At 57.0% G+C, this 24,087-nt stretch carries 18 protein-coding genes and 1 tRNA gene; 14 read left to right on the forward strand and 5 right to left on the reverse strand.

Annotated elements, in window-relative coordinates; translation table 11 throughout:
* Nucleotides 1–3: 3 nt before the first annotated feature.
* From O2597_RS06405 to O2597_RS06445, 9 genes are all read left to right on the forward strand, one after another.
* On the forward strand, nucleotides 4–1,281 hold the full coding sequence (locus O2597_RS06405; RefSeq protein WP_269523434.1) for an NAD(P)H-dependent oxidoreductase: 1,278 nt from the start codon (nucleotides 4–6) through the stop codon (nucleotides 1,279–1,281).
* Nucleotides 1,282–1,306: 25 nt separating this feature from the next.
* Nucleotides 1,307–2,497, forward strand: a complete 1,191-nt coding sequence (locus O2597_RS06410; protein WP_269523435.1) for a glycosyltransferase family 61 protein — start codon at nucleotides 1,307–1,309, stop codon at nucleotides 2,495–2,497.
* Complete coding sequence (locus tag O2597_RS06415; RefSeq protein ID WP_269523436.1) at nucleotides 2,494–3,279, forward strand: WecB/TagA/CpsF family glycosyltransferase; 786 nt, start codon at nucleotides 2,494–2,496, stop codon at nucleotides 3,277–3,279. Before O2597_RS06410 ends, O2597_RS06415 begins: the two co-directional genes overlap by 4 nt.
* A gap of 14 nt (nucleotides 3,280–3,293) precedes the next feature.
* A complete protein-coding gene (locus O2597_RS06420; RefSeq protein WP_269523437.1) occupies nucleotides 3,294–4,463 on the forward strand; it encodes a glycosyltransferase family 4 protein in 1,170 nt (389 codons plus the stop codon).
* Nucleotides 4,460–5,572 (forward strand): glycosyltransferase family 4 protein, encoded by a 1,113-nt coding sequence (locus O2597_RS06425; RefSeq protein ID WP_269523438.1) that lies wholly within the window; start codon nucleotides 4,460–4,462, stop codon nucleotides 5,570–5,572. Before O2597_RS06420 ends, O2597_RS06425 begins: the two co-directional genes overlap by 4 nt.
* A gap of 379 nt (nucleotides 5,573–5,951) precedes the next feature.
* Complete coding sequence (locus tag O2597_RS06430) at nucleotides 5,952–9,167, forward strand: hypothetical protein (RefSeq protein WP_269523439.1); 3,216 nt, start codon at nucleotides 5,952–5,954, stop codon at nucleotides 9,165–9,167.
* A gap of 21 nt (nucleotides 9,168–9,188) precedes the next feature.
* A complete protein-coding gene (locus O2597_RS06435) occupies nucleotides 9,189–10,226 on the forward strand; it encodes a hypothetical protein (RefSeq protein ID WP_269523440.1) in 1,038 nt (345 codons plus the stop codon).
* Nucleotides 10,227–10,453: 227 nt separating this feature from the next.
* Nucleotides 10,454–11,917, forward strand: a complete 1,464-nt coding sequence (gene wbaP, locus O2597_RS06440; protein ID WP_269523441.1) for an undecaprenyl-phosphate galactose phosphotransferase WbaP — start codon at nucleotides 10,454–10,456, stop codon at nucleotides 11,915–11,917.
* Nucleotides 11,918–12,008: 91 nt separating this feature from the next.
* Complete coding sequence (locus O2597_RS06445; protein ID WP_269523442.1) at nucleotides 12,009–13,424, forward strand: UDP-N-acetylmuramate--L-alanine ligase; 1,416 nt, start codon at nucleotides 12,009–12,011, stop codon at nucleotides 13,422–13,424.
* A 179-nt stretch (nucleotides 13,425–13,603) separates the two neighbouring features.
* On the opposite strand, the gene trxA is transcribed toward O2597_RS06445, so the two are convergent.
* From trxA to O2597_RS06470, 5 genes are read right to left on the reverse strand one after another with little or no spacing between them, the layout of a single operon-like run.
* A complete protein-coding gene (gene trxA, locus O2597_RS06450; RefSeq protein WP_269523443.1) occupies nucleotides 13,604–13,921 on the reverse strand; it encodes a thioredoxin in 318 nt (105 codons plus the stop codon).
* Nucleotides 13,922–13,938: 17 nt separating this feature from the next.
* Entirely contained in the window at nucleotides 13,939–14,367 is a 429-nt protein-coding gene (locus tag O2597_RS06455) for a hypothetical protein (protein ID WP_269523444.1), read from the reverse strand.
* 43 nt (nucleotides 14,368–14,410) lie between these two features.
* The gene (locus O2597_RS06460) at nucleotides 14,411–14,653 is read right to left on the reverse strand and encodes a hypothetical protein (protein ID WP_269523445.1); all 243 of its coding nucleotides are present in this window, start codon (nucleotides 14,651–14,653) and stop codon (nucleotides 14,411–14,413) included.
* A gap of 2 nt (nucleotides 14,654–14,655) precedes the next feature.
* The gene (locus O2597_RS06465) at nucleotides 14,656–15,456 is read right to left on the reverse strand and encodes a segregation and condensation protein A (protein WP_269523446.1); all 801 of its coding nucleotides are present in this window, start codon (nucleotides 15,454–15,456) and stop codon (nucleotides 14,656–14,658) included.
* A gap of 7 nt (nucleotides 15,457–15,463) precedes the next feature.
* Nucleotides 15,464–17,608 (reverse strand): LPS-assembly protein LptD, encoded by a 2,145-nt coding sequence (locus O2597_RS06470; RefSeq protein WP_269523447.1) that lies wholly within the window; start codon nucleotides 17,606–17,608, stop codon nucleotides 15,464–15,466.
* A gap of 144 nt (nucleotides 17,609–17,752) precedes the next feature.
* Between O2597_RS06470 and glgB the strand changes: the two genes are divergently transcribed.
* The 5 genes from glgB (at nucleotide 17,753) to O2597_RS06495 (ending at nucleotide 23,937) form a co-directional block, all read left to right on the forward strand.
* Nucleotides 17,753–19,969 (forward strand): 1,4-alpha-glucan branching protein GlgB, encoded by a 2,217-nt coding sequence (gene glgB, locus O2597_RS06475; protein WP_425603730.1) that lies wholly within the window; start codon nucleotides 17,753–17,755, stop codon nucleotides 19,967–19,969.
* A 102-nt stretch (nucleotides 19,970–20,071) separates the two neighbouring features.
* Nucleotides 20,072–20,722, forward strand: coding sequence for a ribosome biogenesis GTP-binding protein YihA/YsxC (gene yihA, locus O2597_RS06480; RefSeq protein ID WP_269523449.1), 651 nt, complete (start codon nucleotides 20,072–20,074; stop codon nucleotides 20,720–20,722).
* Nucleotides 20,723–21,906: 1,184 nt separating this feature from the next.
* A tRNA-Val gene (locus O2597_RS06485) sits at nucleotides 21,907–21,983 on the forward strand.
* A 1,207-nt stretch (nucleotides 21,984–23,190) separates the two neighbouring features.
* Nucleotides 23,191–23,403, forward strand: coding sequence for a hypothetical protein (locus tag O2597_RS06490; protein WP_269523450.1), 213 nt, complete (start codon nucleotides 23,191–23,193; stop codon nucleotides 23,401–23,403).
* A 120-nt stretch (nucleotides 23,404–23,523) separates the two neighbouring features.
* Nucleotides 23,524–23,937 carry a DUF4288 domain-containing protein gene (locus O2597_RS06495; protein WP_269523451.1) on the forward strand — a complete coding sequence of 138 codons (414 nt, stop codon included), beginning with the start codon at nucleotides 23,524–23,526 and terminating at the stop codon, nucleotides 23,935–23,937.
* Nucleotides 23,938–24,087: the final 150 nt, after the last annotated feature.

The following is a 24,087-nucleotide window of genomic DNA, read 5'->3' on the forward strand; positions in this document are numbered from 1 at the left end:
ACCATGATTATCGTCGACACAAAACTAAAAGAGCGCGAAGCGCAGGGGAATCCGATCCAAGTCGGCATCATCGGTGCCGGTGAGATGTCCGCCGGCCTGATCAACCAGATCGAACGCTACGTTCCGGGCATGCGGGTAGCCTGCGTCTACAACCGTACTTTGGAAAAAGCGCAACGCGCCTACCAAACCGCCGGGGTCTCCGAAGTATCGGTCCTCACGAGCGCCAATTCGCTGGACGATTGTATCGGCTCGGGGACCGCTAGCGTGACGGATGATCCGGGGGTCATTCTCGGAGCCGGGAGAATTGACGTCGTCGTGGAGATGACGGGCACGATCCAGTTCTCCTTCGACCTGATCATACAGTCCTTTGCCGCGGGCAAATCTGTTGTCTCCTTCAACGCGGAGCTCGATGCGACGGTGGGTCCTTACCTGCAGCTTAAGGCGCGCGAGGCAGGGGTGCGTTACACCCTCGGCGACGGGGACCAGCCGGGGGTGACGCTAAACCTGATGCGCTTTGTCCAGGGTATGGGCTTCAAGCCACAGGTACTGGGCAACATCAAAGGGATGCTGGACCACTACCGAACACCGGAGACCCAAAAGGGCTTTGCCGAGAAATCCGGCATGAGTGTCGACATGGTCACGAGTTTTGCGGACGGTACCAAGGTCTCCCTGGAGCAAGCCTGTATCGCCAACGCCACCGGCTTCCGCGTGGCGAAACGGGGCATGATCTCCATCGACTACACGGGCCATGTGGATGATCTCACCGGTCGTTACGATTTTGATGACCTACAGGCGAACGGCGGAATTGTCGAAATGGTGATCGGGGGCAAGCCCGGTCCCGGTGTCTTTGTTTTTGCCTCGACCGACGATCCGGTCTCCGCGCGTTTCCTCAACTATGGAAAATTGGGCGATGGGCCCCTGTACAGCTTCTACATTCCTTACCATCTCCTGTTCTTCGAACTGCCGTCCTCGATTGCGCGGCTGGTTGATTTCCAGGACGGGACACTGGATGCCCTCGATTCACTTTCCGTCGAGGTGATTGCCACGGCGAAGCAGGATTTGAAGGCGGGGGATACCCTCGACGGAATCGGGGGATTCGCGGTTTATGGCGAATGCGAAAACCATTCTATTGTTCAAAGCGATGGCCTTCTGCCCGTGGCTTTGTCGAAAGGGCGTACGCTGGCCAAAGACGTGCCGAAAGATGCCGCGATTGCCTGGTCTGATCTCAAACCGGAACTGTCGGGCTCTGTCGAATCCGCCTATCGCGCGATCATCGCTTAAATCCGGAAACTATTCCTGTTTCAAGGTGAGCAAGCTCTCAAAAAAACTGAATCAGGCGAGGACCCGTTTTGTTTCGCGCTATGTGCCGAAGAACACGGCCTTGAGGCCGACGGGCATCGCCGGTGCGAGCAATCCGCCCGAGGGGGTGACTTACCACCCGGTCCTGTCCGGTGTGATCAATTCCCTGGATATCCCGGATGCGCTCTACGAACGTTTGTCGCCTTTTGGCAAGCCCGCGGAGCGATCGGTCAGTGTCGATTATCGCGTGGCGGAGATTACAAACGGCCGGATCTTCAATCCGAACGAGGCGACAGTGGCGGTCATCTCCAGCGACAACCGCTTACTCGGCGACATGTCCTTCAATTATGCGATGGGGCGCGTCGTTTCGCCGGAACTGAACAAGGTCTTCCAACTCTCGAATTTTCCGAACCCAAAGCACTGCGAGGGGACGGTTTTCTCGCTGTTGACCGGTGGTGGAGGCGCCAATAACTACGCGCACTGGTTGATCGATTCGCTCTCGCGTCTGCACCTGCTTCGACTCAGCGGGCTGTACGACTCGGTCGACCGGTTTCTGGTGCCCGAGCCCCGGTACGATTTCCAGGCGGACAGTTTGAAGTATTTGGGCATCGACCGATCCCAGCTGATTACCGATGCCGAGCATCATCACTTTACGGCCGACCGGCTCATCACCTCGACGGCGCCGCGGGGCGACTCCGTGATCATCCCGAAATGGGTGACGGATTTTCACCGCGAAGCATTTCTCAAGGCCCGGAAGCTGAGGGATTTCGAAGCGCCGCTGGTCTATGTGCGTCGCAGCGATTCGAGTATGCGGAATGTGCTGAATGAGGACGCCCTCGTGGCACATCTGGCCGAGCGCGGTTTTAGATCCTTCGAAATGGCATCCTTGCCCTTTCTCGACAAGATTGCGCTCTTTGCGGGGGCACAGGTTGTTGTCTCCGTACACGGGGCGGGCCTGGCAAACATCATGTTCTGTCCGGAAAGCGCCCATTTTGTCGAGCTGTTCCCGGAGCAGTTCGTACTGACCACCTATGCGGATCTGGCCTTTAATGTGGGACTCGGTTACTCCCACATGCTTTGCCCCAGTCCGGTTCGCGCGAAAGACGGCAAAGAGGGGCAAAAGGTGCATGTCACAGTCGATATCGACGCACTGGATGCTCTTCTGGATCCTGTACTGGAGAAGTTGAAAGCATCATGAAGGCGGCTGAAACGAATCAAATCGAAGAGCGGCGTGTGCTGGGGCAGCGCCTGCACGCCACTTCCTACGAGCATGCGACCCAACTGGTTATCGAATGGGGGAAGGCACGTTCGTCGCGTTATGTCTGTGTGACGAATGTCCATGTGGTGATGGAAGGTTGGGATTCCGAGGAATACCGTTCGGTCGTGAATTCCGCGGACCTGATCACGCCCGACGGGGTGCCTCTGGTGTGGAGCCTGCGGGCGCTCGGGGTGGGGCACGCGACACGTGTCTACGGGCCCGACCTGACCTTGCATATCTGCCGGGCTGCCGCTCGGGAAGGTGTGAAGGTCGCCCTCTACGGCGGGACCGAGGAAAGCCTGAAGGATTTTGTCGCCGTATTGGACAAGACAATACCGGGCATCGAGGTCGCCTGTGCGATCTCACCGCCGTTCCGTCCGTTGACTGACGAGGAGGACCGCGAATATACCGAACAAATTGAATCCTCCGGGGCGGGTGTCTTGTTTGTCGGCATCGGCTGTCCGAAACAAGAACGCTGGATGGCCGCGCACAAGGGACGGATCAGCATGCCGATGCTCGGTGTCGGCGCAGCATTCGATTTTCACAGCGGCCGGGTCAAGCAATCCCCGCCTTTGATGCAAAAGCTCGGTCTGGAATGGTTGTTTCGCTTGTTCATGGAACCCCGTCGCCTCTGGCGCCGCTACGCCTGGCATAATCCACGATTCATCGCCTTTTTTGGCTGGCAGTACTTGGCTTACAAATTCGGCTCGAACTCTACCTGACACGAAACGACTGAATGGCAGCTGAAAAAAAACGTATCGCAATACTCGCCGATTTTCCCTGGAGCTTCCTTTCCGAAGGCGCGAAAGGCCGGGGCGGGGGGCAAGGTAATCCATGGTTGATGCAATTGGCGGAAGAACTTTGCCAATACACTGACGAGTATGAATTTCATTGGGTCACCCTCGACTTGAAAGCCCGGCAGAGTGGACCGGAAACCGAAGTCTGGGAAGGGCAGCATTTCTATCGCCTGCCACGGACCAAGATCACGGTCGACCTGCTTCTGGGCTATTGGCCCTCCCGTCGTCGGCTCTTGGCCGCGCTGCGTGAGATCCAGCCTGACCTTGTCCATTGCTGGGGGACGGAGCGTCCTTTTCCGGTTGTCTTCAATCACATCAAAGTCCCGGGGATTCTTTCCATGCAGGGGGTGATGTCGACCTACAAGGAGATTGGAGCGATCCCGCCGGGCTTCCAGTGGAAGATTATCACCTCATTTGAGCCGAAGTTCATCCGTAGCGCGGACGTGGTCACCGCTGAGTCGAAATGGGGGATGGAGCAGGTGCGGAAGATCCGGCCGGATGCAAAGCTGTACCAGGTGGAGTATGGGGTGAATCGTGGTTTCTATGATGTCCACTACTGTCCCGATAACGAATCGCCCTATGCCTTGTTTGTCGGTACCTTTGACCGGCGCAAGGGGATCGACCTGCTGGTCGAAGCGATGGCATCCATTGACGGGCGCGGCTGGAAGCTCCGGGTGGCCGGGGACGGACCCTTGCGTGCGCAATTGCAGGCAAACTCGCCTGGGAATGTAGAGTGGCTGGGGATGTTGGACTGGAAAGCCCTGCAGGCCCAACTCGCCGGTGCGCGCTGCCTGGTTCTGCCGACGAAAGCGGACACCAGCCCGAATGTGGTCAAGGAGGCACGGGTGATCGGGCTCCCCGTCGTGACAACACGTCATGGCGGCCAGGCGGAATATGTGATCGATGGTGTGAACGGTTATATCGTCGATCCGCTGGAGCAGTCCGGCTTGGTGGAAGCGCTCTGCCGGGTGATGGACGATCCCGAACATGCGCTGTCCCTGGGGGGCAGGAATCACGAAAAAGACCGGGACTATTTCCAGCCTGCGAACACCGCCCGTGGATTCATTTCGATCTACCGTGAGTTGCTCGGGTCACTGCGATGCCTGTGAGTCCGCCCAAAAACATATTGCTGGTGGCCCCTTCGATCCACTCCGGTGGTGGTACGGAGCGGGTCTTGGTCAATCTGGCGAATGCCTTGCACCGGATGGGCTACCCCGTGCAGATCCTGGTCTTGCGGGTCGGCGAATCCCGACCTTACGCCTTGGATGCGTCGATTCCGGTACACGAATATACGGTGGAACGCCAATGGGCCCGTCGGCTGCCGGGGCCTGTTGCCCGTGTCGCCCAGCGACTGTTGGGGACCCGCAACTGGAATCGCTTCCTGCGGGCAACGGCGCTGGACCGATCGGACGTCGTCGTGTCCTTTTCAAACAACCTGACGGTCGGACTTGCCTCAAGCTGTGTTGGGGGCCGGTTGGTGGCATTTGAACACTGGCCGTTCTGGGTGACCGAGCGTAATGCCAAAATGGCCGCGAAGGTGAAGGCGACCTATCCTCGGCTCCGTGCGGTCGTGGTCCTGACCCAACACGAAGCGCAGGTCTATCGTGGGCTGGGGGTCCGTCAGGTGCACGTCATCGTGAATGCCTATTCCTTTTGTCCATCGCAGGCAGCCGGACTGGATGCCAGGACGGTGCTTAGTATCGGGCATTTCAATGACCAGAAGCGGCGGGATCTTCTCGTTCAAGCCTGGAAGTCTGTGGTTTCGGACTATCCGGACTGGCGCCTGAAGATTATTGGTGATGGTCCATCTTTGGAATCCACCCAGGCGCTGGCCACGGAACTTGGGGTCTTCGAATCGATCGATTGGATGGCACCAACGAAGGCGATTGAAGCCCAATACATGGATGCTTCTATCTATGCCTTATCCTCGGAGTACGAGGCGCTCCCACTGGTTCTGATTGAAGCCAAGGTATGCGGGTTGCCGATCGTCAGTTTCGACATCGTTTCCGGTCCCAACGAGATCGTTTGCGAGGGGGAAGACGGGTACCTGGTGCCCTTTGCGGATACCGCGGGATTTGCCGAGCGTCTCAAATTGTTGATTGCTGATGCCGCGCGCAGGAAGGCCTTCGGGCGGCATGCCCGTGAGGACGCCGAATCACGCTTCAGTCCCGATACGGTGTATGGCATCTGGAAGGATTTTTTGGATACTTTGGACTGAGTGTTTCGACGCCCATACCTTTTCGCTTTCAAGACCGTGTCATCTGTTGCATCATGCGTCCAGTTGGGGCCCTAATGGCCGCGTGCAGGGCTACTGATTCTGGGGGTTCGTATTAAGAAATACGTGATTTGCGCACTATCGGATACACAATCTATCTTATGCTGGGGGCTGCGCCCTATGCGCTGTAAACAATTCGTAAGTCCCGCATCAACAGCTTGTAAATAGACCGAATGACTATTGAAGAGCCTTTACCAAGCGGATCCGGATGGCATCTACGGGTCTTATGAAAAACCATTCCCTAAACGATTATTTCTTATACCCAGACCCGCGTCGTAGAGGGTGCCGGTGGACACAATCAGTCAGTGACCTAGGTAATTGGATGTGTCGTATCCGGACATGCTTGATCGCCGTCTTGTTTGCCGGTGCTTTTGCCGCCCTGCAAGGGCAGGGCATTCTCTGGGATCAAACCGATTTGGAGGAATGGCAGAAGCGGACGGTCAATGGTCCGTACCGCGTCAGTGGCGATGCCTTTGATCCGCAGATTCCCGGAGAGTGGCAACGTCTGACCGAGAGTGCCGCTACTTTTGCGGCCGACCCGGCGGCGGAACGGAAGAGCAGCTACACGATTCAAACCAGCAGTTCGGGTGCGTCTGCGGCGGTTTACATCCGCAATCACCGTGTCATGCTGGACGCGGCCTTTTACTCGCTGGTTATGAATGACAGCGAGCTGGCCGGACAGGTGAAGGACGAGCTGCTCTGGCACGCCCGCAATTCGAACCTGCAGATGGATCCGGCCCAGTACCAACGGACGGATTACGGCAACTGGTGGGGGGCCGCCTGGATCCTTCGCCTGGTCATGTGTGCGGATTTCGTCGAGACCTCCTTCAGCAGTAGCGAACTGGCCGAATTTCGTGCCTGGGTGAAGGACTGGGCCTACTCCTATGAATACTCCGTGCACAAGGAGTTGACCGGCGGGGTCTTCAGCAACCGGGCCGACCGTGACTATGAAACCGGTTTGGGATATGCCGCCAAGGAAGACTACTTCGGATCGACCTATGCCTACAAGGACGCTTCCGGGACGCTTCATAACCCGATCGCTTGGGTGCACAAGTTCTACAATAACCGGCGTGCGGGAGTGATGGAGTTTGTCGGACTCGCCGGCGTGTGGCTGGAGGATGCCTTCCTGAAGGAACGCGCGAAGCTCTATGTTGAGGAATGGATCAAGTTCAGCGTATTTCCGGACGGCTCGGTGGGGGAGTACGAACGGAATAACCTGAGTGGAAATGTGCAGCAGGGCTTCAACTACAACGGCTACAACCTGGAGTCCGCCGTCGCGATCACGGATGCGCTGGCACGCTCGGGAGACAGCTCGCTGTATGAATTCGCCACCCGTGACGGGATGTACGGCACGGAGTGTGGGGACGGCGATGCGGACAAGACCTTGAAGATGATTGTCACGACACACCTGGACCTGATCGAGAAGAAGAAGGACTGGTACTATGACGGTGCCGCGGTCCAGGAGGTGTACCGGATCGACAATACCTCGGAGACCGGCATCGAGATCGGAACCCAGTGGAATTCTGAAATTTACTTCGCCCCCATGGGCAACCGCTACTGGAATGATTCACGAATCCAAAAGGGCTACATGCGCCAGAACAGCGGTTCGATCGCCTACACCAGTCCGCTGGGAAGTGCCGGCCCCTATGGCGGGCCCTGGCGCGGGCACCAGGCAAGCTTCCCGAGTGTCTTGTTCATGTTCGGCCAGATGGAAGGAATTTCCGACGGCTACTCGGGCAGCGCCGGGACGGGCGAGACGGTCACGGAGGACGACAGCACGGCCACCGGCACCGGTACTGAATCGGATGTGGTTGAAGTGGTGGAAGAGGAAGTGGTGGTTCCGGACGGCTACCGTGAAGCGGAAGCGAACGGCTTTGTGATCTTCGGCTTCGATCCGGCCTGGTCGGCGAGCGGCAATTTCGAAAAGGCTTTCGACGGCAATGAGGACTCGTTCTACGACTTCTACACGAGCACGGAGGTCTACACCGGGATCGACTTTGGCGAGGCCGGTGTCCCGCTGACGATCCGCTTCATGCCACGGTTGAATGCGGCCTACCGGATGAAAGGGGGCAAGTTCCAGGGGTCCAACGAGAGCAGCACGAGCGGCTACGTGACCCTCTACGAAGTGACGGAGACGCCGGCCTACGGGGAGCATGTTATCGAACTGGACGGGGTGCCGGCCTACCGCTATTACCGCTACCTCGCGCCGGAAAATGCCTACGGCAATATCGCCGAGTTCTGGGTCGACCTGTCCGAGACCGGCGCGACGGACGAAGTGGTCGATGAAACGGATCCCGGCAGCGCCGGGACGGGCGAGACGGTCACGGAGGACGACAGCACGGCGACGGGCACCGGTACTGAATCGGATGTGGTCGAAGTGGTGGAAGAGGAGGTGGTGGTTCCGGACGGCTACCGTGAAGCGGAAGCGAACGGCTTCGTGATCTTCGGTTTCGATCCGGCCTGGTCGGCGAGCGGCAATTTCGAAAAGGCTTTCGACGGCAATGAGGACTCGTTCTACGACTTCTACACGAGCACGGAGGTCTACACCGGGATCGACTTTGGCGAGGCCGGTGTCCCGCTGACGATCCGCTTCATGCCACGGTTGAATGCGGCCTACCGGATGAAAGGCGGCAAGTTCCAGGGGTCCAACGAGAGCAGCACGAGCGGCTACGTGACTCTCTACGAAGTGACGGAGACGCCGGCCTACGGGGAGCATGTTATCGAACTGGACGGGGTGCCGGCCTACCGCTATTACCGCTACCTCGCGCCGGAAAATGCCTACGGCAATATCGCCGAGTTCTGGGTCGACCTGTCCGTTGAGCAAACGGTCGAAAATGAGGCGGAACTGGTCTATTCGGAAAGCTACAACGTCTCGAGCTATGACTCGCTCGATGGTGTCACACTGGAGGGTGCGGTGTACATCTCGGTGAAGCCGGCCGACCAGGTGGCATCGGTCGATTTCTACAAGTATGTGAATGGCGAGGCGGTCCTGGTGAATACCGAGGGCTTTGCTCCCTTCGATTTTGCCGCCGAGAATGCGGCGGTCAGCGAGGATGATTTCGTCGAAGGGGAGTTGCACATCCTGGCGCTGGTGACGGATCTGGACGGTGCCACCTTCGAACTGGAGGCGACCGCCTACATGGATGTCAGTGCCACCACCGCTCCGGAGTCCGAGGTCGCAGTCGACGAGGATGCCCTGCCGGATGAATGGGAGGAACGTTACTTCGGCGGCATTGATGTTGAGTTCGGCGGTCAGGACGAAGACTTCGACGGCGACGGATCCAGCAACTACCAGGAATACCTGGCCGGTACGGATCCCACGGATAGCACGAGCTATCTGGCGCTGGCTCCGGTCATCGGCGTGAGCTGGTCGAGCCAGTCCGGCAAAAATTACGAGATCGAGTACAGTGATGACGGCTGGGTGACCTATGCTTCCAGCGAGACGCTTGCCGGTACCGGCGAAGACATGGTGTGGCTCGATTCGGATTCCCGGGATGTGGTGCGTAACCGCCAGTACCGTATCGTCGTGAGCAACTGAGAATAGGAAGGAACACAGGTCATGAAAAAGCATTTATTGGCAAGCCTTGGTATTCTCACGCTCGCGCTCTTGCCGGCACTGAGCGCACGGACTCAGATGGGAACGGTGGGCACCCATGTCTTGACGCTGGTCGAACCGGGGCAGGACAGCCGCTTGATCAGCGTCCCTTATCTGAAGGTCCCGGTGGTTCGTGGGCGTTTGGACGGAATCGATCTTGAGAACCTAAGCTTGCTTGATGCGCAATCCGCTTTCGCGGAACTGGACCCGGAGCTGTACTACCTGTTGTTGATCGGATCCGGAGCTGAAAATGGCAGTTGGTTTGTGGTTTCCGGCAGCGCGGACGACGCGCAAGTCGTACAAGTCCTTGAGGACGGCCAAGCCGGAGAATTGTCGAAGTTGGCGGGAAATGAAATCTTCTCCGTGCATGCGTTTTTCACGCTCGACGAGCTCTTCGGCGCCGTGGGAGGCGTGCTGACTGCCGGTCCGAGCGTCAATGAGGCGGCCTTTCTTGATTTCTACACCGGCAGCGGTTTCGAGCGCTACTGGCTCTCGGACGGTTCCCGTACCGGCGTTCAAGGCTGGGTGCAAAGCTTTGGAGACCAACACATTCCCGTGGGTGATAATGCCATCCTTCCGGGAACCAGTTTCTATCTTTCCAACCCGGACGCAGCAGAGCGAGTTGATATCCGAATCCAGGGCGTGGTGGTGGATGGTCCGGTCCGCATCCCAGTGTATCGCGGCTACAATTTTATCGCGCCGGTCTACGCCGGTTCCTTGATCGCCGAGGATGGGGCCTACAATCTTTCCCTCGCGCATGTCGGCTTGAAAACCAGCGGCTTCCAGGCCAGCACGGTCGCGGGGAATGGCGACCGAATCCTGGTCGTGGATCCCGATGCGGGGACGGTGTCGGATACGATTTACCTCAATGCCAGTTGTGGCTCCTTTTTGTCGGTTGCACAATCCGGACTGGACTGTGGGGACTTGCCTTTAGAGCCGGGTGGTGGGTTTATCCTGATGAATGTAAATGGTTATTACCGTTGGACGGTATCCGGAGAATAATAAACGGACATTCCGCCTCGTTTTGCGTTATAATCGTGCATTGCGTGTCGATGGCATGTAATCTGCAAGTTTTCATAAGACACCTAAGTTTAACCAGAATGCCTTATTTTATGCACGTTCATATGAGATCCTCTCGATCCAGAGATGATGAATGAACTTAAGATTACCTAAGTCTACTACAGTTCTGTTACCGCCGCCCTCTCATCTACACTACCAGCAGAACCAGTATGAACCCAACAGTCGCTACACGTGTGCGTCCGGCACCGTCAGGCTGGTATTTCAGCACCAAGCTGAAGATTGGCTTTAGCTACTTTAACCGCTACACGGTTAATTCCCTTTTGTTGTTGACCGGTGATCTGATCGGTCTGGCCCTTGGCTTTGAGTGTGCCGCCATGCTCAGGTGGCTGGTCGTTGGTCAGCCTTTGAGTCCTTCATGGCTTCCCTGGCTGGCATCCTTTTGGACCATCGGTGCTTTCGTTTTCAAGCTGCTTCCCGCCTGGGGCATGTCACCGGTTGAATCGCTGCGCCGCCAGGTGGGCTTAACCTGTGCGGTTTATGCCGGCATGACGATCGTGCTCTTCCTCTCGCGCTCTAGCTTCGATTACACACGCGTGTCGCTGTTGGCCTCCTTTTTGCTGACCGTGCCGATCGTGCCGTTCGTGCGGATGTTGGTCAAACGAATGCTCCTGCAGGCCCACATCTGGGGGATTCCGGTAGCGATTTACGGTGCCGGTTTGGCGGGGCGTAGCATTATCCAACGTCTCAAGGAAGAACCGGGCCAAGGCTATTATCCGGTATGTGTCTTCGACGACAACAAGATGCTTCACGGCACACAGTTGGAAGGGATCCCCGTACGTAGTGGAACCGATTCCATCGCAAAGGACGTGCCGGTCGCGATCCTTGCCATGACCAAAATCGGGGGTGAACGCATTTCGGAGCTCATGGAAGGGAGCTTGTCGAGTTACCTGCGGGTGATGATCATCCCGAACTTGATTCATACGCCGACGCTTTGGGTGACTTCCCGCGACCTGAGCGGCACTCCGGGCTTGGAGTTGTCCAATAACTTGCTGGATCCCAGTAAGCGGGTCTTGAAGCGGAGTTTTGAACTGGGGTTGACGCTGTGCTCGATGCCGTTCTGGGGGCCGCTTTACTTGTTGATCTGTGCCTTGATCTGGCTGGAGGACCGCCAAAATCCAATCTTCAAGCAGGAGCGGATCGGGCAGGGCAGTCGCCTCTTCAAGACATGGAAATTCAGGACCATGGTGCCGAACGCGGAAATGGTTCTGCAACGGAAGTTGCGTGAGGAACCCGAACTGCGGGCGGAGTGGGAGGCAAACTGCAAGCTGCAAAAAGACCCGCGGATTACCAAAGTGGGACGTTTCCTGCGCAAGACCTCGCTGGATGAAATTCCGCAGCTCATCAACGTTCTCAAAGGGGACATGTCTCTGATCGGACCGCGTCCCTTGCCGGAATACCACTACGTGCAACTGCCGGACGGGGTGCGTCGTTTGCGTGAACGGGTCAAGCCGGGGATGAGCGGGCTCTGGCAGGTCTCCGGTCGAAGCGATGTGGGCAACGAGGGGATGGTGCGCTGGGATCCCTACTATGTGCGGAACTGGTCACTCTGGCTCGATATCGTAATTTTGGTGCGGACCTTCAAGGTCGTGTTGCTGGGCAGCGGCGCTCGTTGAGCGGCGGCTTCCCTTTGGCCAGTCCCTCCCTTGCGTCAGGATTCCTGTGACTTGCGCTTGAACTTTCGCCCTCCGCAAGCGAAGAAAAGGCATGCGGGTATACTTTCTTGGAATTTGCGGCACTGCGATGGGAAATGCGGCCTTGTTGGCCAAGGCACAGGGACATGAAGTGATCGGCGCGGATTCAGGGGTCTATCCGCCCATGTGCGACGTTTTGGCGGACGCCGGGATCGAAGTGCTGGAGGGCTATGACGCGGCGCGTCTGGAGGTTTTGAAGCCGGACCAGGTGGTGATCGGCAATGCGATGAGCCGGGGGAATCCGGAGGTCGAGTGGCTGTTGAACCAGTCCGAAATCAGTTTCGTTTCCCTGCCTGCCTTGCTGCATGACACTATTCTAGCCGGTCGTTCACCAGTCGTGATTGCGGGCACGCACGGCAAGACCACGACTTCGACCCTGACTGCCTATTTGCTCGAGTCTGCCAAGGCCGAACCCGGTTGGTTGATCGGCGGGGTGCCGCACGATTTGCCCAGCGGCTCGGAGATCGGGAAGGGGGCCGCCTTCGTGATTGAGGGTGACGAGTACGACTCGGCCTTCTTCGACAAGCGCAGTAAATTCATCCACTACCGGCCGCAGGTGGCCGTGATCAACAACCTGGAGATGGACCATGCGGATATTTTCCGTGACCTTGAGGATGTCCAGCGCAGTTTCCGGCATTTCATCCGGATCATACCAGGCAAGGGGACGCTTATCGTGAATGGCGATGATGCCAACATCGAGGCCATTCTGCCCGCGCCATGGACCCGTGTCTGGCGGGTTGGCACCGGGGCGCAGAATGACCTGGTGGTCCGGGATTTTGAGGACCGGCCCGAAGGCGCCCGCTTCGAACTGTATTGGCAGGGCAAGCTCTGGGCTCGTGTTAATTGGCCGCTACACGGTCTCTTCAATGCGAGGAATGCGGCGATGGCTTCCCTAGCCGCCGCGACCAGCCTCGGCCTGCCACCGAGCGAATTCAATTTAGACGCACTTGCGGCCTTTCAAGGGGTGCGACGCCGGCAGGATGTCCTCTTTCAGGACGGTGCCTGGACGGTGATTGAGGACTTTGCCCATCATCCTACCGCCGTTGCCGGCGCAATCGAAGCGCTTCGGGCCGCCTACCCGGAACGGCGTTGCACCGTTTGTTTCGAGCCCCGCAGCAATACCGCGACCACCTCGCTCTTTCAGCGTGAATTTGAAGCCGCACTGCTCCATGCGGACCGTGTCTTGCTGGGTGCGGTCCACCGCGCTGAGAAAGTGCCTGTCGAGGAACGCCTGAATACCGCGCAGATCGCCCATGCACTGCAGGCCGAAGGTATGAGCTGCCTCGCATTCGATCAGAATTCAGAACTCTTGGAGGAAGCGAAACGTCTTGCGGACTCCGAAGATGAAGGCGGGTTGTTCGTTTTCTTTACGAACGGTTCCTTCGACGGGGTGCCGCAGTCCTTTGCCGCGCATTTGCGTGGGGCTTGATGCCCTACGACGGGATCCGAGATACGGGATTCGGGATGCGGGATACGGTATGGAGGGACGCGCTTCCGCGCGTCCGTGTCGTGTGAACTGAATCGCTCGCATCCCGTATCACGTATCCCGTAACACAAAAAAGGCACCCGCGGGAGCGGATGCCTTTTTTGTAAAAGCTTGTTTAACCCTTAGGACAGCTTGGCCTTCAGGTCGTCCTTGGAGGTCAGGCCGACGATGGTGTCGGCGATGCTGCCGTTCTTGAAGACGAGGATGGTCGGAATCGCGCGGATCTCGTACTTGCCGGCAATCTCGCTGTTGTTGTCGACATTGACCTTGCACACCTTCACGGAATCGCCCATCTCGCTGGCGATCTCTTCGAGGATCGGTGCGATCGCCTTGCAGGGGCCGCACCAAGGTGCCCAAAAGTCAACCAGCACCGGCACCGAGGCACCGCTGACGATCGAATCGAAATTGCTACTGTCGAGGTCTGTAATGTTTGCGGACATATTCTTTCGGATATGAGTTAATTGAAATAAGGCAACACCTGTTGGAGGATTAAGACGGCAAAAACCACTGCGGCGGCGGCGGCAATCGCATCGACCACGAGGGCAGGGACACTGACGCCGGACTCTTTGCTGGCACTGGAGGGCCGCAGTCCGCCGACCGGTTCAGGGCGAGCTGCCGGGGCAGGGGCCTGTGGCTTGGCGGCTTGTGGCTTGGCCGGAGCGGCGGGCGCCTTGGGCTGGAAAGAGGGCTTCGGACGGGCCGGAGGCGGTGGCACGGAGGCTCCGATGCTTTGCGGCTTGCTCGGAGCGGAGGGCATGCCGGTTTTGAAGCTCGGCTTGGCCGGCACGGACGGGCGGTTGGGCTGCGCGGCGGCGGGTGTCTCCGGAGCTTTCGGCGTCTCGGGCGTTACATTTTCCGGTTTTGGGGTATCGTTCGATTCACTCATAAAAGTTTCAGCATGTGTTCGGGAACCCGCCTGTCAAGTAGCGTCATTTGGGAGTCGACTGCTGGATGATGTCGATCAACTCCTTTTTTTCGACGCTTTCGAGGGACTTGCCCTTGCGGTCCAGTGTTTCAAAGGTTTTGACCACTGTTTCGGTTATACGGCTGTGCGTCTCCTCGGAGCCGCCGACGATTGAAAAACGTTCGGCGCGGGTGATCCGCTTGTGCCCGTCCTTATTGTCCAGGCCAAGGCCCAGCAGGTGGGCTTTGTCATTCTTGGGTCGACTCATTGTCAGGATTCCCCATTGCCGGCTTCCCAGACGCTGTCGTCGCTGACCGGCGCAGATTTTTCGCGGGCCTCACAGCGGATGTCGGCAAACGCGCAGTCCTGCTGGATGGAGAGCTCCCCGAGGCGGGTCAGTTCGAGCACGGCGAGGAAGGTGGCTACGATGGTGGTTAAAGTGGTGGTGGATTCGAAAAGTTGTGAAAAAAGGAAGGTCTTCTCGTGACGAAGACGCAGCATAACATATTCCATCCGGTCGGCAACCGTGACTTGTTCGGCATGAATTTCGCCCTTTTGGATGCGTTCGGCCAGACGACGCAGCACCTGGTTGAATGTATTCCAGAGTTCCACCCGATCCACCGGTTTGAGCGGGCGCTCGACGGCTTCGACTGCTTCCTTCGGTCCGATGCGCGGGATCAGGTCGTTGGTGTTGAGGATGAGCTTCTCGATATCAGAGGCGGCTTCCTTGAACTTCCGGTATTCCAGAAGCTGCTGGACCAGTTCCCAGCGGGGATCGATATCCTCGTCCTCGACGTCCTCATTGACCCCCTGTTCCTGCTTGGGCAGTAGCATGCGGCTCTTGATATACATGAGGGTGGCCGCCATGACGAAGAATTCCCCCGCGATTTCCAGATCCAGCTGTTCCATCGAGCCCAGGATTTCGATGTACTGACGTGTGACCTTCTCGATAGGGATATCATAGATGTCGACCTCGTTGCGCCGGATCAGGAAGAGCAGCAGGTCCAGCGGGCCTTCAAAGGCCGGCAGCCGGATCGAAAAGTCGTTGGATGGAATCAGCGCTTCTTCCATATTGTCCTTACTGGATGCCGACCATCTTCAGGCGGATGCTGAATTCGACATCGCTTTCACGCTGCGCGTCATTGCGGAAGGTCAGCGCGTAGATGATGACCCAGGCATTGCCGAGGTTGGATTGGACGCCGACCCCGAATTCGGTGAACTTGCCGGTATCGGCATCATAGCGTGCATCGGCGAGGAACTTCAGGCGCTCGTTCACACGGTAGATATAGTCCAGACGGTATTGGTCGATGTGCTTGTTCAGCAGGTCGGAGGAGAGCCCGATTTCCCAGATTTCACCACTGATCAGGCGTGTGCGGGTGCGAAGTTCTTCGAGGGTGAGCGATTCCGTCTTAAAGCGTGCGGCGAGGTCGAACTTCAACCATGGCGCCGGGCTGAGGACGAGTTCCACCCAGGTCGCCTCGAAGGTGTTCTGGTCGTCCCCGTCGTAGCGGACGCCCTTTTCAAAGAGAATGTCCTGGTAGAAGTTCAAGGCTGCCAGGGTGCGCGAGCCGTAGCCTTGCGCCTGTGTCTGGAAGAGGTTTTCCACTCCCAGTCGAGCGAGGTGGGTTTCGGTCAGGACGTCTGCATTGCGGAGGTCGCTCAGGTCCAGGACCGGGCGTTCCAGGTCGAAGGGGGTGCCTTCAATGACGGCGACTTTACCGTCGGCATCGCTGTCCGAGTAGTAGCGGTAACGCAGTACCGGACGGAGGATGTGGCGCAAGCCGTCGATCTTCCAGGTCTTGTTATAGGTCGGGTAGGTGGCATGGAAGCGGGATTCGAGGTCGAAACCGACTTCATAGAGGTCACGGGTGAAATCGTCCTCCAGTTCCGGATCATAGTAGGGGTTTGCCGGGTCGATTTCCTGGTTCGTATAATGGGTGATGCGGGCCCCGGCCAGCGGCGTGAGGGTGAGCCAGTCGCTGAACGCGATGGGGCGTTCGATCCGGTACGAGAGGTCGAAGCGGTCGTACTCGGTCTCATCATGGATGGTCGGAATGAAACGTTCGAGGTCCTGCCGGAGACGTGCATAAGAGACCGCGCCCCGGTGATAGGCCCCGGTTTCAAAGATCGGCACGGGGAGGAGATCCAGACGGACTTCCGGGAGGCGCTCATTGATCAACTGAAACTCGTTGGGCTGGAAACGGCCGAAGGCGGACAAGTAGTAGTTGTCTCCTGAATAGACGGCTTCCACGAAGCTGTCCGGCTGGCGGTTGTCATTATAGTAATCGTCCCGGAAGTCACGTATGGCTTCGGAGTCGGACCAGTAGTCGGCACTGGCGGTCAAATTGAAGCGCTCGCCGACCTGTTGCTTGTGGCGCCATTGGATAAAGCCGCGGTCCTCGTTGATGGGATCGCCGAATACGTCCTCGCCGCGGCCACCATGGTCGGAAATGTAGCCCGAACCAAAGGAGCCAGTGATACTTTGCCGTTCGGAATTGTAGACGTACTGGGCGGTTGGGCCCGCGAGCACGCCGCGTTTGGTGTAATAGTCCAGATTGGCTCCGAGGCGCAGCCAGGGGGTGACGGGGAGCAGCGTGGTGGTTTGCAGGTAGGCGCCCAACTCGTTGTCGTAGCCCGCCGAGAGATCGAGGAAGTAGGGCGACTCGCTTATATAGTGGGTGTAGCTGGGCAGATAGAAGAAGGGAATTTTCCCGACGCGGAATGTGGCGCCCTCCATTTCCAGGTAGGCCTGTTCCTCTTCGCGCACATAGTGGACCGCATCGGAAGCGACACTGAGCGTGTAGGATCCGGGGTTTCCGTAATACAAGGTCGCACCTTGCACGCTGGAATTGTCGAGGGTGCCGCCGGCAGTCACTCCAGATACATACAAGGGCCATTCGCCGGTGCGAATGACGTCCATCGAAAGGATGCTTTCCTCCGCATCGAAACTCAAACGGTCGGCGATCACACGGTAGCCGTCGCGGTTGATGGCCACATTGCCGAGCGCGTCGGCCAGGGCGAAGTCCTGATAGTAGGAAATCCGGTCCGCCCGTACCCGGGTGTCTTCGAAGTCCAGACGTGCATCTCCTCGGGCGACCAGACGTTGGGCGGCTTCATCAAATTCAATCGGCTCGATCGAACTTAATTCGGGCAGGGCTGCAGACAGGCTCAATTGGGAACCAATTAGGGAAATGAGTATGTAATTCCGGGCTTTTTGTGGCACGGGGTGGGACTATGGGCAGACGATTTTGACGGCACAAGTTTTTTATGGGCCCGTAAGGGCGAGTCTGCGGTCTTTCTATAATAAGCGTAAAGGGCGGATGCTAAGAGTCTTGCATGTCGTAAAAGATACGTTTTGTGTCATCCCGTGATTATCTCCAAAGCTGACCTCGACTCGATTACCAAAGTGTCTTGTAGCCAACCGCATGCAGTCTTGGGCATGCACCCTGTAAGGAAATCCGGCAAGCGGCAGGCGGGCGTCCTGGTCCGGGCTTATCTGGATGATGCCAAAAGCTGTGAGGTTGTGGACCTCGCCGATGAAAACGGGGAACGTTATCATCTGAAGAAGCTCACCCCGGACGGATTCTTCGAAGGTTTTATCGAAGGGCGCCCGGATGTGTTCGCGTACCGCCTGCGGATCGAGCGCTACAACGGTGAAATTCGCCAGTTTTACGATCCCTACAGCTTCCTGCCGACCCTGTCGGAAGATGACATCTATCTCTTCAACGAGGGGAATGACCATCAGGTCCACAACAAGATGGGGGCGCACATCCGTGTGGTCGACGGCGTGCCGGGGGTTTCCTTTGCCGTCTGGGCCCCGAATGCGCAGCGCGTTTCGGTGGTCGGCGATTTCAACCACTGGGACGGACGCTACCATCCCATGCGCAGCATGGGGGCTTCCGGGGTCTGGGAGCTGTTCATTCCGGGCCTCGAGGTTGGCGCCAAGTATAAGTACGAGATCGGCACCCGGCACGGTTACCCGCACCTGAAGACGGATCCCTACGGGACCCGCTTCGAGGCGCCGCCCTACAATGCCTCGATCGTGTGTGACCTCGGTGCTTACGAGTGGAACGATGGCGACTGGCAGGAGCGCCGGGCCTCAACCGACTGGAAGAACGCCCCGATATCGGTCTACGAAATGCACCTCGGTTCCTGGAAGTCCGTGGTGGAGGATGCCAACCGGCCCCTGAACTACCGAGAGGTCGCGACCGAGCTGGTGGCCTACCTCAAGAGCATGCACTACACCCACGTGGAGTTCATGCCGCTTTCGGAGCACCCCTTCGACGGGTCCTGGGGCTATCAAGTGACGGGCTTCTTCGCGCCCACGCAGCGTTTCGGTTCGCCCGAGGATTTCATGTACCTGGTCGACACGCTCCACCAGAACGGTTTCGGCGTGATCATGGACTGGGTGCCGGCACACTTTCCGACGGACAGCTTCGCCTTGGCCCAGTTTGACGGCAGTGCGCTCTACGAGCATGCCGATCCGCGCCAGGGCTTTCACCAGGACTGGGGCACCCTCATCTTCAACTACGGCCGCCATGAGGTGCGCGCGTTCCTTATCGCCAGCGCCCTGGCCTGGTGTGAGCGCTTCCATATCGACGGCCTGCGGGTCGATGCGGTTGCTTCGATGCTCTACCTCGATTATTCCCGCGAGGAAGGACAGTGGATCCCCAATCAATACGGTGGCCGTGAAAACCTGGAAGCGATGGATTTCCTTCGGATGACGAATGACCTCGTCCACAAGTACTATCCGGGCACCCTCATGATCGCCGAGGAATCGACCGCCTTTGGCGGCGTGAGCAAGCCCACATCGGAAGGCGGGCTCGGCTTTGACTTCAAGTGGAACATGGGCTGGATGCACGATACCCTGGAGTACATGCAGAAGGATCCGATCTACCGGAAGTACGAGCACCACCAGCTTTCGTTCGGGATGCTCTACCAGTATTCCGAAAACTTCATGCAGGTCTTCTCCCACGACGAGGTGGTCCACGGCAAAGGCTCCATGCTCCTGAAGATGCCCGGTGAGCCGATCTCGGCCAAGGCGCATCAATTGCGCGCCCTCTACGGGTTGATGTGGATGTGGCCGGGCAAGAAGACGCTCTTCATGGGCTCCGATTTCGGGCAATCCTCCGAGTGGCGCTACGCCGGCTCGCTGGACTGGCACCTACTCCAGTATCCGGACCACGAAGGCATCCAAATGGTCGTCCGCGACCTGAACCGGATCTACCGCGATGTGCCGGGCATGGGCAGCGGCGACTTAAGCATGGAAGGCTTTGAGTGGATCAACAGCACAGACAACAACAGCAGCGTGATTACCTTCATGCGCAAGGGGGAGTCCAAGACGGACACCCTGGTGGTGGTCGGGCACTTCACTCCGGTTTCGCGCGACGGTTACCGTGTCGGTGTGCCCTGGCCGGGCTACTACCGCGAGATCTTCAACTCGGATGCGAAGCTCTACGGCGGCCTGGGGTTTGGCAATGGAGGCGGCATACTTGCGGAGAAGGAGGCCTGGGACGGGCGTCCGTATTCGATCAAGCTGGAACTGCCGCCTTCGTCGGTGAGCGTCTTCCGCTACGAAGGTTGATTCCCGCATTTGCTTGGGGTTTCCGGCCGCGGTTGCCTGCCGGCCGGGAATCTTCTTTATTGATCAGGTGAAACAGTTGTGCTGTTTCCTCCCTGACCGCACATGAAGATTACAGACATCGAATTTCTGGCCAGTGCCTTCGACCTTGAGTCCTGTCCGGCGACCGGCTTGCCGGAGTTTGCCTTTGTCGGCCGCTCCAATGTGGGCAAGTCCTCGCTCATCAACCTGCTCACGGCCACCAAGGAACTGGCCCACACCTCCAGCAAGCCGGGCAAGACCCAGCGGATGAATTTTTTCCGGATCAACGGCGGCTGGGTCCTGGTGGACCTGCCCGGCTACGGCTACGCCAAGGTGTCCCGCCAGCAGCAGCATGAATTCAATGTGCAGGTCAGCGCCTACCTGACCACCCGGCCCAATCTCAAGCAGGTCTTTTCCCTGGTCGATTCCAGCATCGAGCCGCAGGGTGGGGACCTGTCCTTTATGCAGTGGATGCAGGAGTGCGGCGTCCCGTATTCCGTCGTCTTTACCAAGACCGACCGCAGCTCCGACAGCCAGGTTGAGGAGAACATGGAGGCCTTCGAAGCGGCTCTGGAAGAGTGGGGCCTGGCGCCGACCGGAATCTTTCACTGCTCGGCCAAGAGCGGGAAAGGGCGCGGGCCCATCCTTCACTGGATCGACCAGCAGCTGCCGAAAAAGAAGAGCAAGGCCAAGACCAAGGGCAAGGGCGTCAACCTCGGCTGGATGAAGAAATAACTGGGTGATTGCCGATTATCGGGGAAATTCCGGCTTTCGTCGTGGGTGAACCCCTCCGTCCCGGGCAAGCCGGGACATCCGGCTTCTCTCCGATACGCCGTGACAGGCCTCCCTTGGGAAGCATATCCTTATACACATCTTTTGAAGTCGTCCTTGAGGTTCTTCCAGCGTAGCTGGAGACCGCTTATGTCCGCTTATGTCCGCTTATGTCCGCTTAGGGGCGCTTATCTGAACATTACAACCTGATGACTGGGGGATGAATGATCGTGGCCGCAAGGCCTCATTCCCATAAGCGTTTATAAGAGCATATAAGCGGTTCCCAGCTCTGCTGGGTCTGTTCTGCAGCAGCACCAAAGTTCAATTCAGGCCGTAGGTAGGGCACCGCACAACAAGCAGCGGCGTTGCTGGAAAATCATTCTGTCTCCGCCCGGCGGACTACGGAGGGACATGTCGGGCGAGGTTGTTTGGAGGGCGGATTTTGAGGGCTGAGGGCGGAGAGCTAACTCTGGAGGGCTGAAATCTGAAACCTGAGACCTGAGAGCTGACGAAGCGCAGGAGCGCGGAGATGGCTTGTGGTGTACAGGTATCCACAAATGATTCTTACAGCGATGTTTTGGGAAACAGAATGATTACGGGCAGGATAATTCTTACAACAACGTGGATTTAGGCAGAATCATTACAGGCAGAATGATGCTTACAACGGAGGTAGGGCACCGCAGAACAAGCAGCGGCGTTGCTGGAAAATCATTCTGCCTACCATGATTCTGCCTCCGCCACAGCGGGACATGTCGGGCGAGGTTGTTTGGAGGGCGGATTTTGAGGGCTGAGGGCGGATTTTCTCCCCATCTCCCTGTCTCTAGCGGTTGTAACATCCCATTCGCTTTTCTATATCAGTAAGGTGTAAGTGGCGTCGCTTACCAGCTAGGATCTGCTGTACGCGTTTTTTTCGGACCCCTCCGTCCCGGGCAAGCCGGGACATCCGGCTTCTCTCCGATACGCCGTGACAGGCCTCCCCTTGGGAAGAGGAGGAGCTTTTGTTTTTGTGCTCTGTATGCTTTGCCCGCGGGGATCCTGAGGCCTCGCGGGGTTGTCCTGGAGGGACAAGGCACATCGCCTCTCAAAAGAATTGAAACTGTGGCTTGACGCCCACGTTCTCGGCTTTATCTCAATCACCTTTCATTTTTGGGGAAGTAGCTCAGTTGGTTAGAGCGCCTGCTTCACACGCAGGAGGTCCCGGATTCGAGTTCCGGCTTTCCCACCATTTCCTTGAGCGTGGAAATGGTCACGCCGGCTCGCACACATCCGCAGATTTGGTTTTTGATGAAGGGCTTATTCCTCTTTCGGTCTTACTCTTACTCTTACTCTTACTCTTACTCTTAATCTTAATCTTTTCGCTACATTTTGAGGGATTAAGATTAAGATTAAGATTAAGATTATGATTTGGGGGCCTCGCAGGTCTCCGGTTGTTGGCTCGAAATTGTAGCATCCGGTGTGAGCCGGATGAGGAGGGTTCACGAATCGGGTGTTTCGAGGGGCTAGTTCCTGTCTTTATCAGACTCATACTCTTAATCTGAGGGATTAGGATTAAGAGTAAGATTATGAGTTGGGGCTGTCGCAGATCTCCGGTTGTTGGCCTGAAATTGTAGCATCCGGCGTGAGCCGGATGAGGAGGGGCGCCTAAACACAGGAAAAGCCGCAATTAGCCTAGACAGCGAATCCGCACTGCCGCTAGCATGGCATCGAACCGTTTGAGTTTGTTCATGCCAGTCCATTATTTCCCGAGGTGGGGGAGCGCCCGACCAATGGCGGTAGCTTGCCTGATGGCGAGGCGGTATCATCTTGGTCCGGTCGACAGGAATCTGCACCGCCCCTGCAATTGGAGCTACAGGCTATCCAACCGACTCCGACCGCCCGCTCCGGGCTTTTGCATGACGTGCAGATAGATTTTGTGTCGTTTCGATATTCTTATGGCCCCGGTAGCTCCGCTCGGTTTGCCATGACATTCCTTGCTGACGTGTTCAATACTTCGGCCCGAGGTGGAAAATGGATAGTCTTCATGAATGAGATCGGTAAACGTATTTCACTATAAGTTAAGTGACGATTCGTTGAGTTGGTTATTTCCCGGTCAAGGTGACTCTGGGAAAATTGAAGGGTTCTTTTATATCATGTTGGTATCTAGTAGCTTGGATTGTCTTGGGTGCGAACGGCGGGCCTTGGGGAAAATAGCAAAAGCCCGACTCGGCCAATTTCTTAGCTCTGAGTCGGGCTTTTGCTCGTGATACAGCTGGACAATTTCTTCCGTAAATACTTATCTTTTGAGCGATGGATTATTCTATAAGTAATTGTCAGACGGATTATTATGAACATCAATTATCCGTTGGCTTTGATCCCGTTTCGAGTGTTTAAGTCGACACACTTTCTTGCAAAACCCCGACTGAGTCGGGTAGATAACACTGTTAGACGAAAGAATGGAAAAAACATACCAAATGGAACGGGTTGGTGACTTCGGGCACAATTGGAGCATTGTAATCGCACAGTTTATCAACCTCGCGTTGGGGATTCTCTTTGTTGGGTTGATTATCTACCTGATCGTTAAATGGACGAAGCAATTGAATAGAATTGAAGAGAAACTTGATCGACTGGAAGCGAAATCCAACCAGCAGCAAAGGAGAGAAGAATGAGCTGCAAGGGAGACGTTCAGGAGAATTTGAAACCAGCTGGCAAAAAGTCTAACAAGTCGCGGTGATCAACTCCGTTCGCTCCGCTCACTCCGTCGATACACCTTAACGTTCAGTAAATTAATGGCCACATACACAGTCAGATCAGTCCTAGAATGGACAAGCCGTGGGGGCAGGGAGAAAAAGCATGTCTACGAAGAGCGATTAACGATGTGGAATGCTGATTCGTTAGACGAAGCCCTAGAGCTAGCCGAGAAAGAAGAATTAGAATACATCGGGAATAGCACCTCTGAAAAGGAAGGCATGGTCTCTTTAGGCTTTTATCAAGGTTACTGGCTATACACTGACTTGGACCTTAAAGAACAAGGCATTGAGGTCTTCTCGCTTCTGAGAGAAAGCGACCTAAAACCTGACGCTTACCTTGACGCCTTCTTTGACACTGGCACCGAGCATCAACAAGGAAAGAAGACTGAACCAGTCGACGCAGACAACCCATTTAACCCGCCCGAAAATTCTAAAAAGCAACTGGACGACTGAGCCCTTAGGCTGGTTGTCTGGTCTCGACGTTAGCTAAGAATATGATAAAGAAACTAAAATCACTTCCAAAGCCTTTGCAGATAGTTGCGTGGCTCAACATCGTCTTAGCTCTCTGGACAGCAGTTGAGACTCTGGCCTACTCAACCAGCA

Origin of the sequence: Coraliomargarita parva (genome assembly GCF_027257905.1) — a bacterium.
Taxonomy (GTDB): Bacteria; Verrucomicrobiota; Verrucomicrobiia; order Opitutales; family Coraliomargaritaceae; genus Coraliomargarita_A; species Coraliomargarita_A parva.

Bases quoted from the DNA above. Each gene is read 5' to 3' on its own strand.
- O2597_RS06405 (WP_269523434.1), top strand. From the start codon at position 4: ATGATTATCGTCGACACAAAACTAAAAGAGCGCGAAGCGCAGGGGAAT.
- O2597_RS06415 (WP_269523436.1), top strand. From the start codon at position 2,494: ATGAAGGCGGCTGAAACGAATCAAATCGAAGAGCGGCGTGTGCTGGGG.
- O2597_RS06420 (WP_269523437.1), top strand. From the start codon at position 3,294: ATGGCAGCTGAAAAAAAACGTATCGCAATACTCGCCGATTTTCCCTGG.
- O2597_RS06430 (WP_269523439.1), top strand. From the start codon at position 5,952: ATGTGTCGTATCCGGACATGCTTGATCGCCGTCTTGTTTGCCGGTGCT.
- O2597_RS06435 (WP_269523440.1), top strand. From the start codon at position 9,189: ATGAAAAAGCATTTATTGGCAAGCCTTGGTATTCTCACGCTCGCGCTC.
- wbaP (WP_269523441.1), top strand. From the start codon at position 10,454: ATGAACCCAACAGTCGCTACACGTGTGCGTCCGGCACCGTCAGGCTGG.
- O2597_RS06445 (WP_269523442.1), top strand. From the start codon at position 12,009: ATGCGGGTATACTTTCTTGGAATTTGCGGCACTGCGATGGGAAATGCG.
- trxA (WP_269523443.1), bottom strand. From the start codon at position 13,921: ATGTCCGCAAACATTACAGACCTCGACAGTAGCAATTTCGATTCGATC.
- O2597_RS06455 (WP_269523444.1), bottom strand. From the start codon at position 14,367: ATGAGTGAATCGAACGATACCCCAAAACCGGAAAATGTAACGCCCGAG.
- O2597_RS06460 (WP_269523445.1), bottom strand. From the start codon at position 14,653: ATGAGTCGACCCAAGAATGACAAAGCCCACCTGCTGGGCCTTGGCCTG.
- O2597_RS06465 (WP_269523446.1), bottom strand. From the start codon at position 15,456: ATGGAAGAAGCGCTGATTCCATCCAACGACTTTTCGATCCGGCTGCCG.
- yihA (WP_269523449.1), top strand. From the start codon at position 20,072: ATGAAGATTACAGACATCGAATTTCTGGCCAGTGCCTTCGACCTTGAG.
- O2597_RS06490 (WP_269523450.1), top strand. From the start codon at position 23,191: ATGGAAAAAACATACCAAATGGAACGGGTTGGTGACTTCGGGCACAAT.
- O2597_RS06495 (WP_269523451.1), top strand. From the start codon at position 23,524: ATGGCCACATACACAGTCAGATCAGTCCTAGAATGGACAAGCCGTGGG.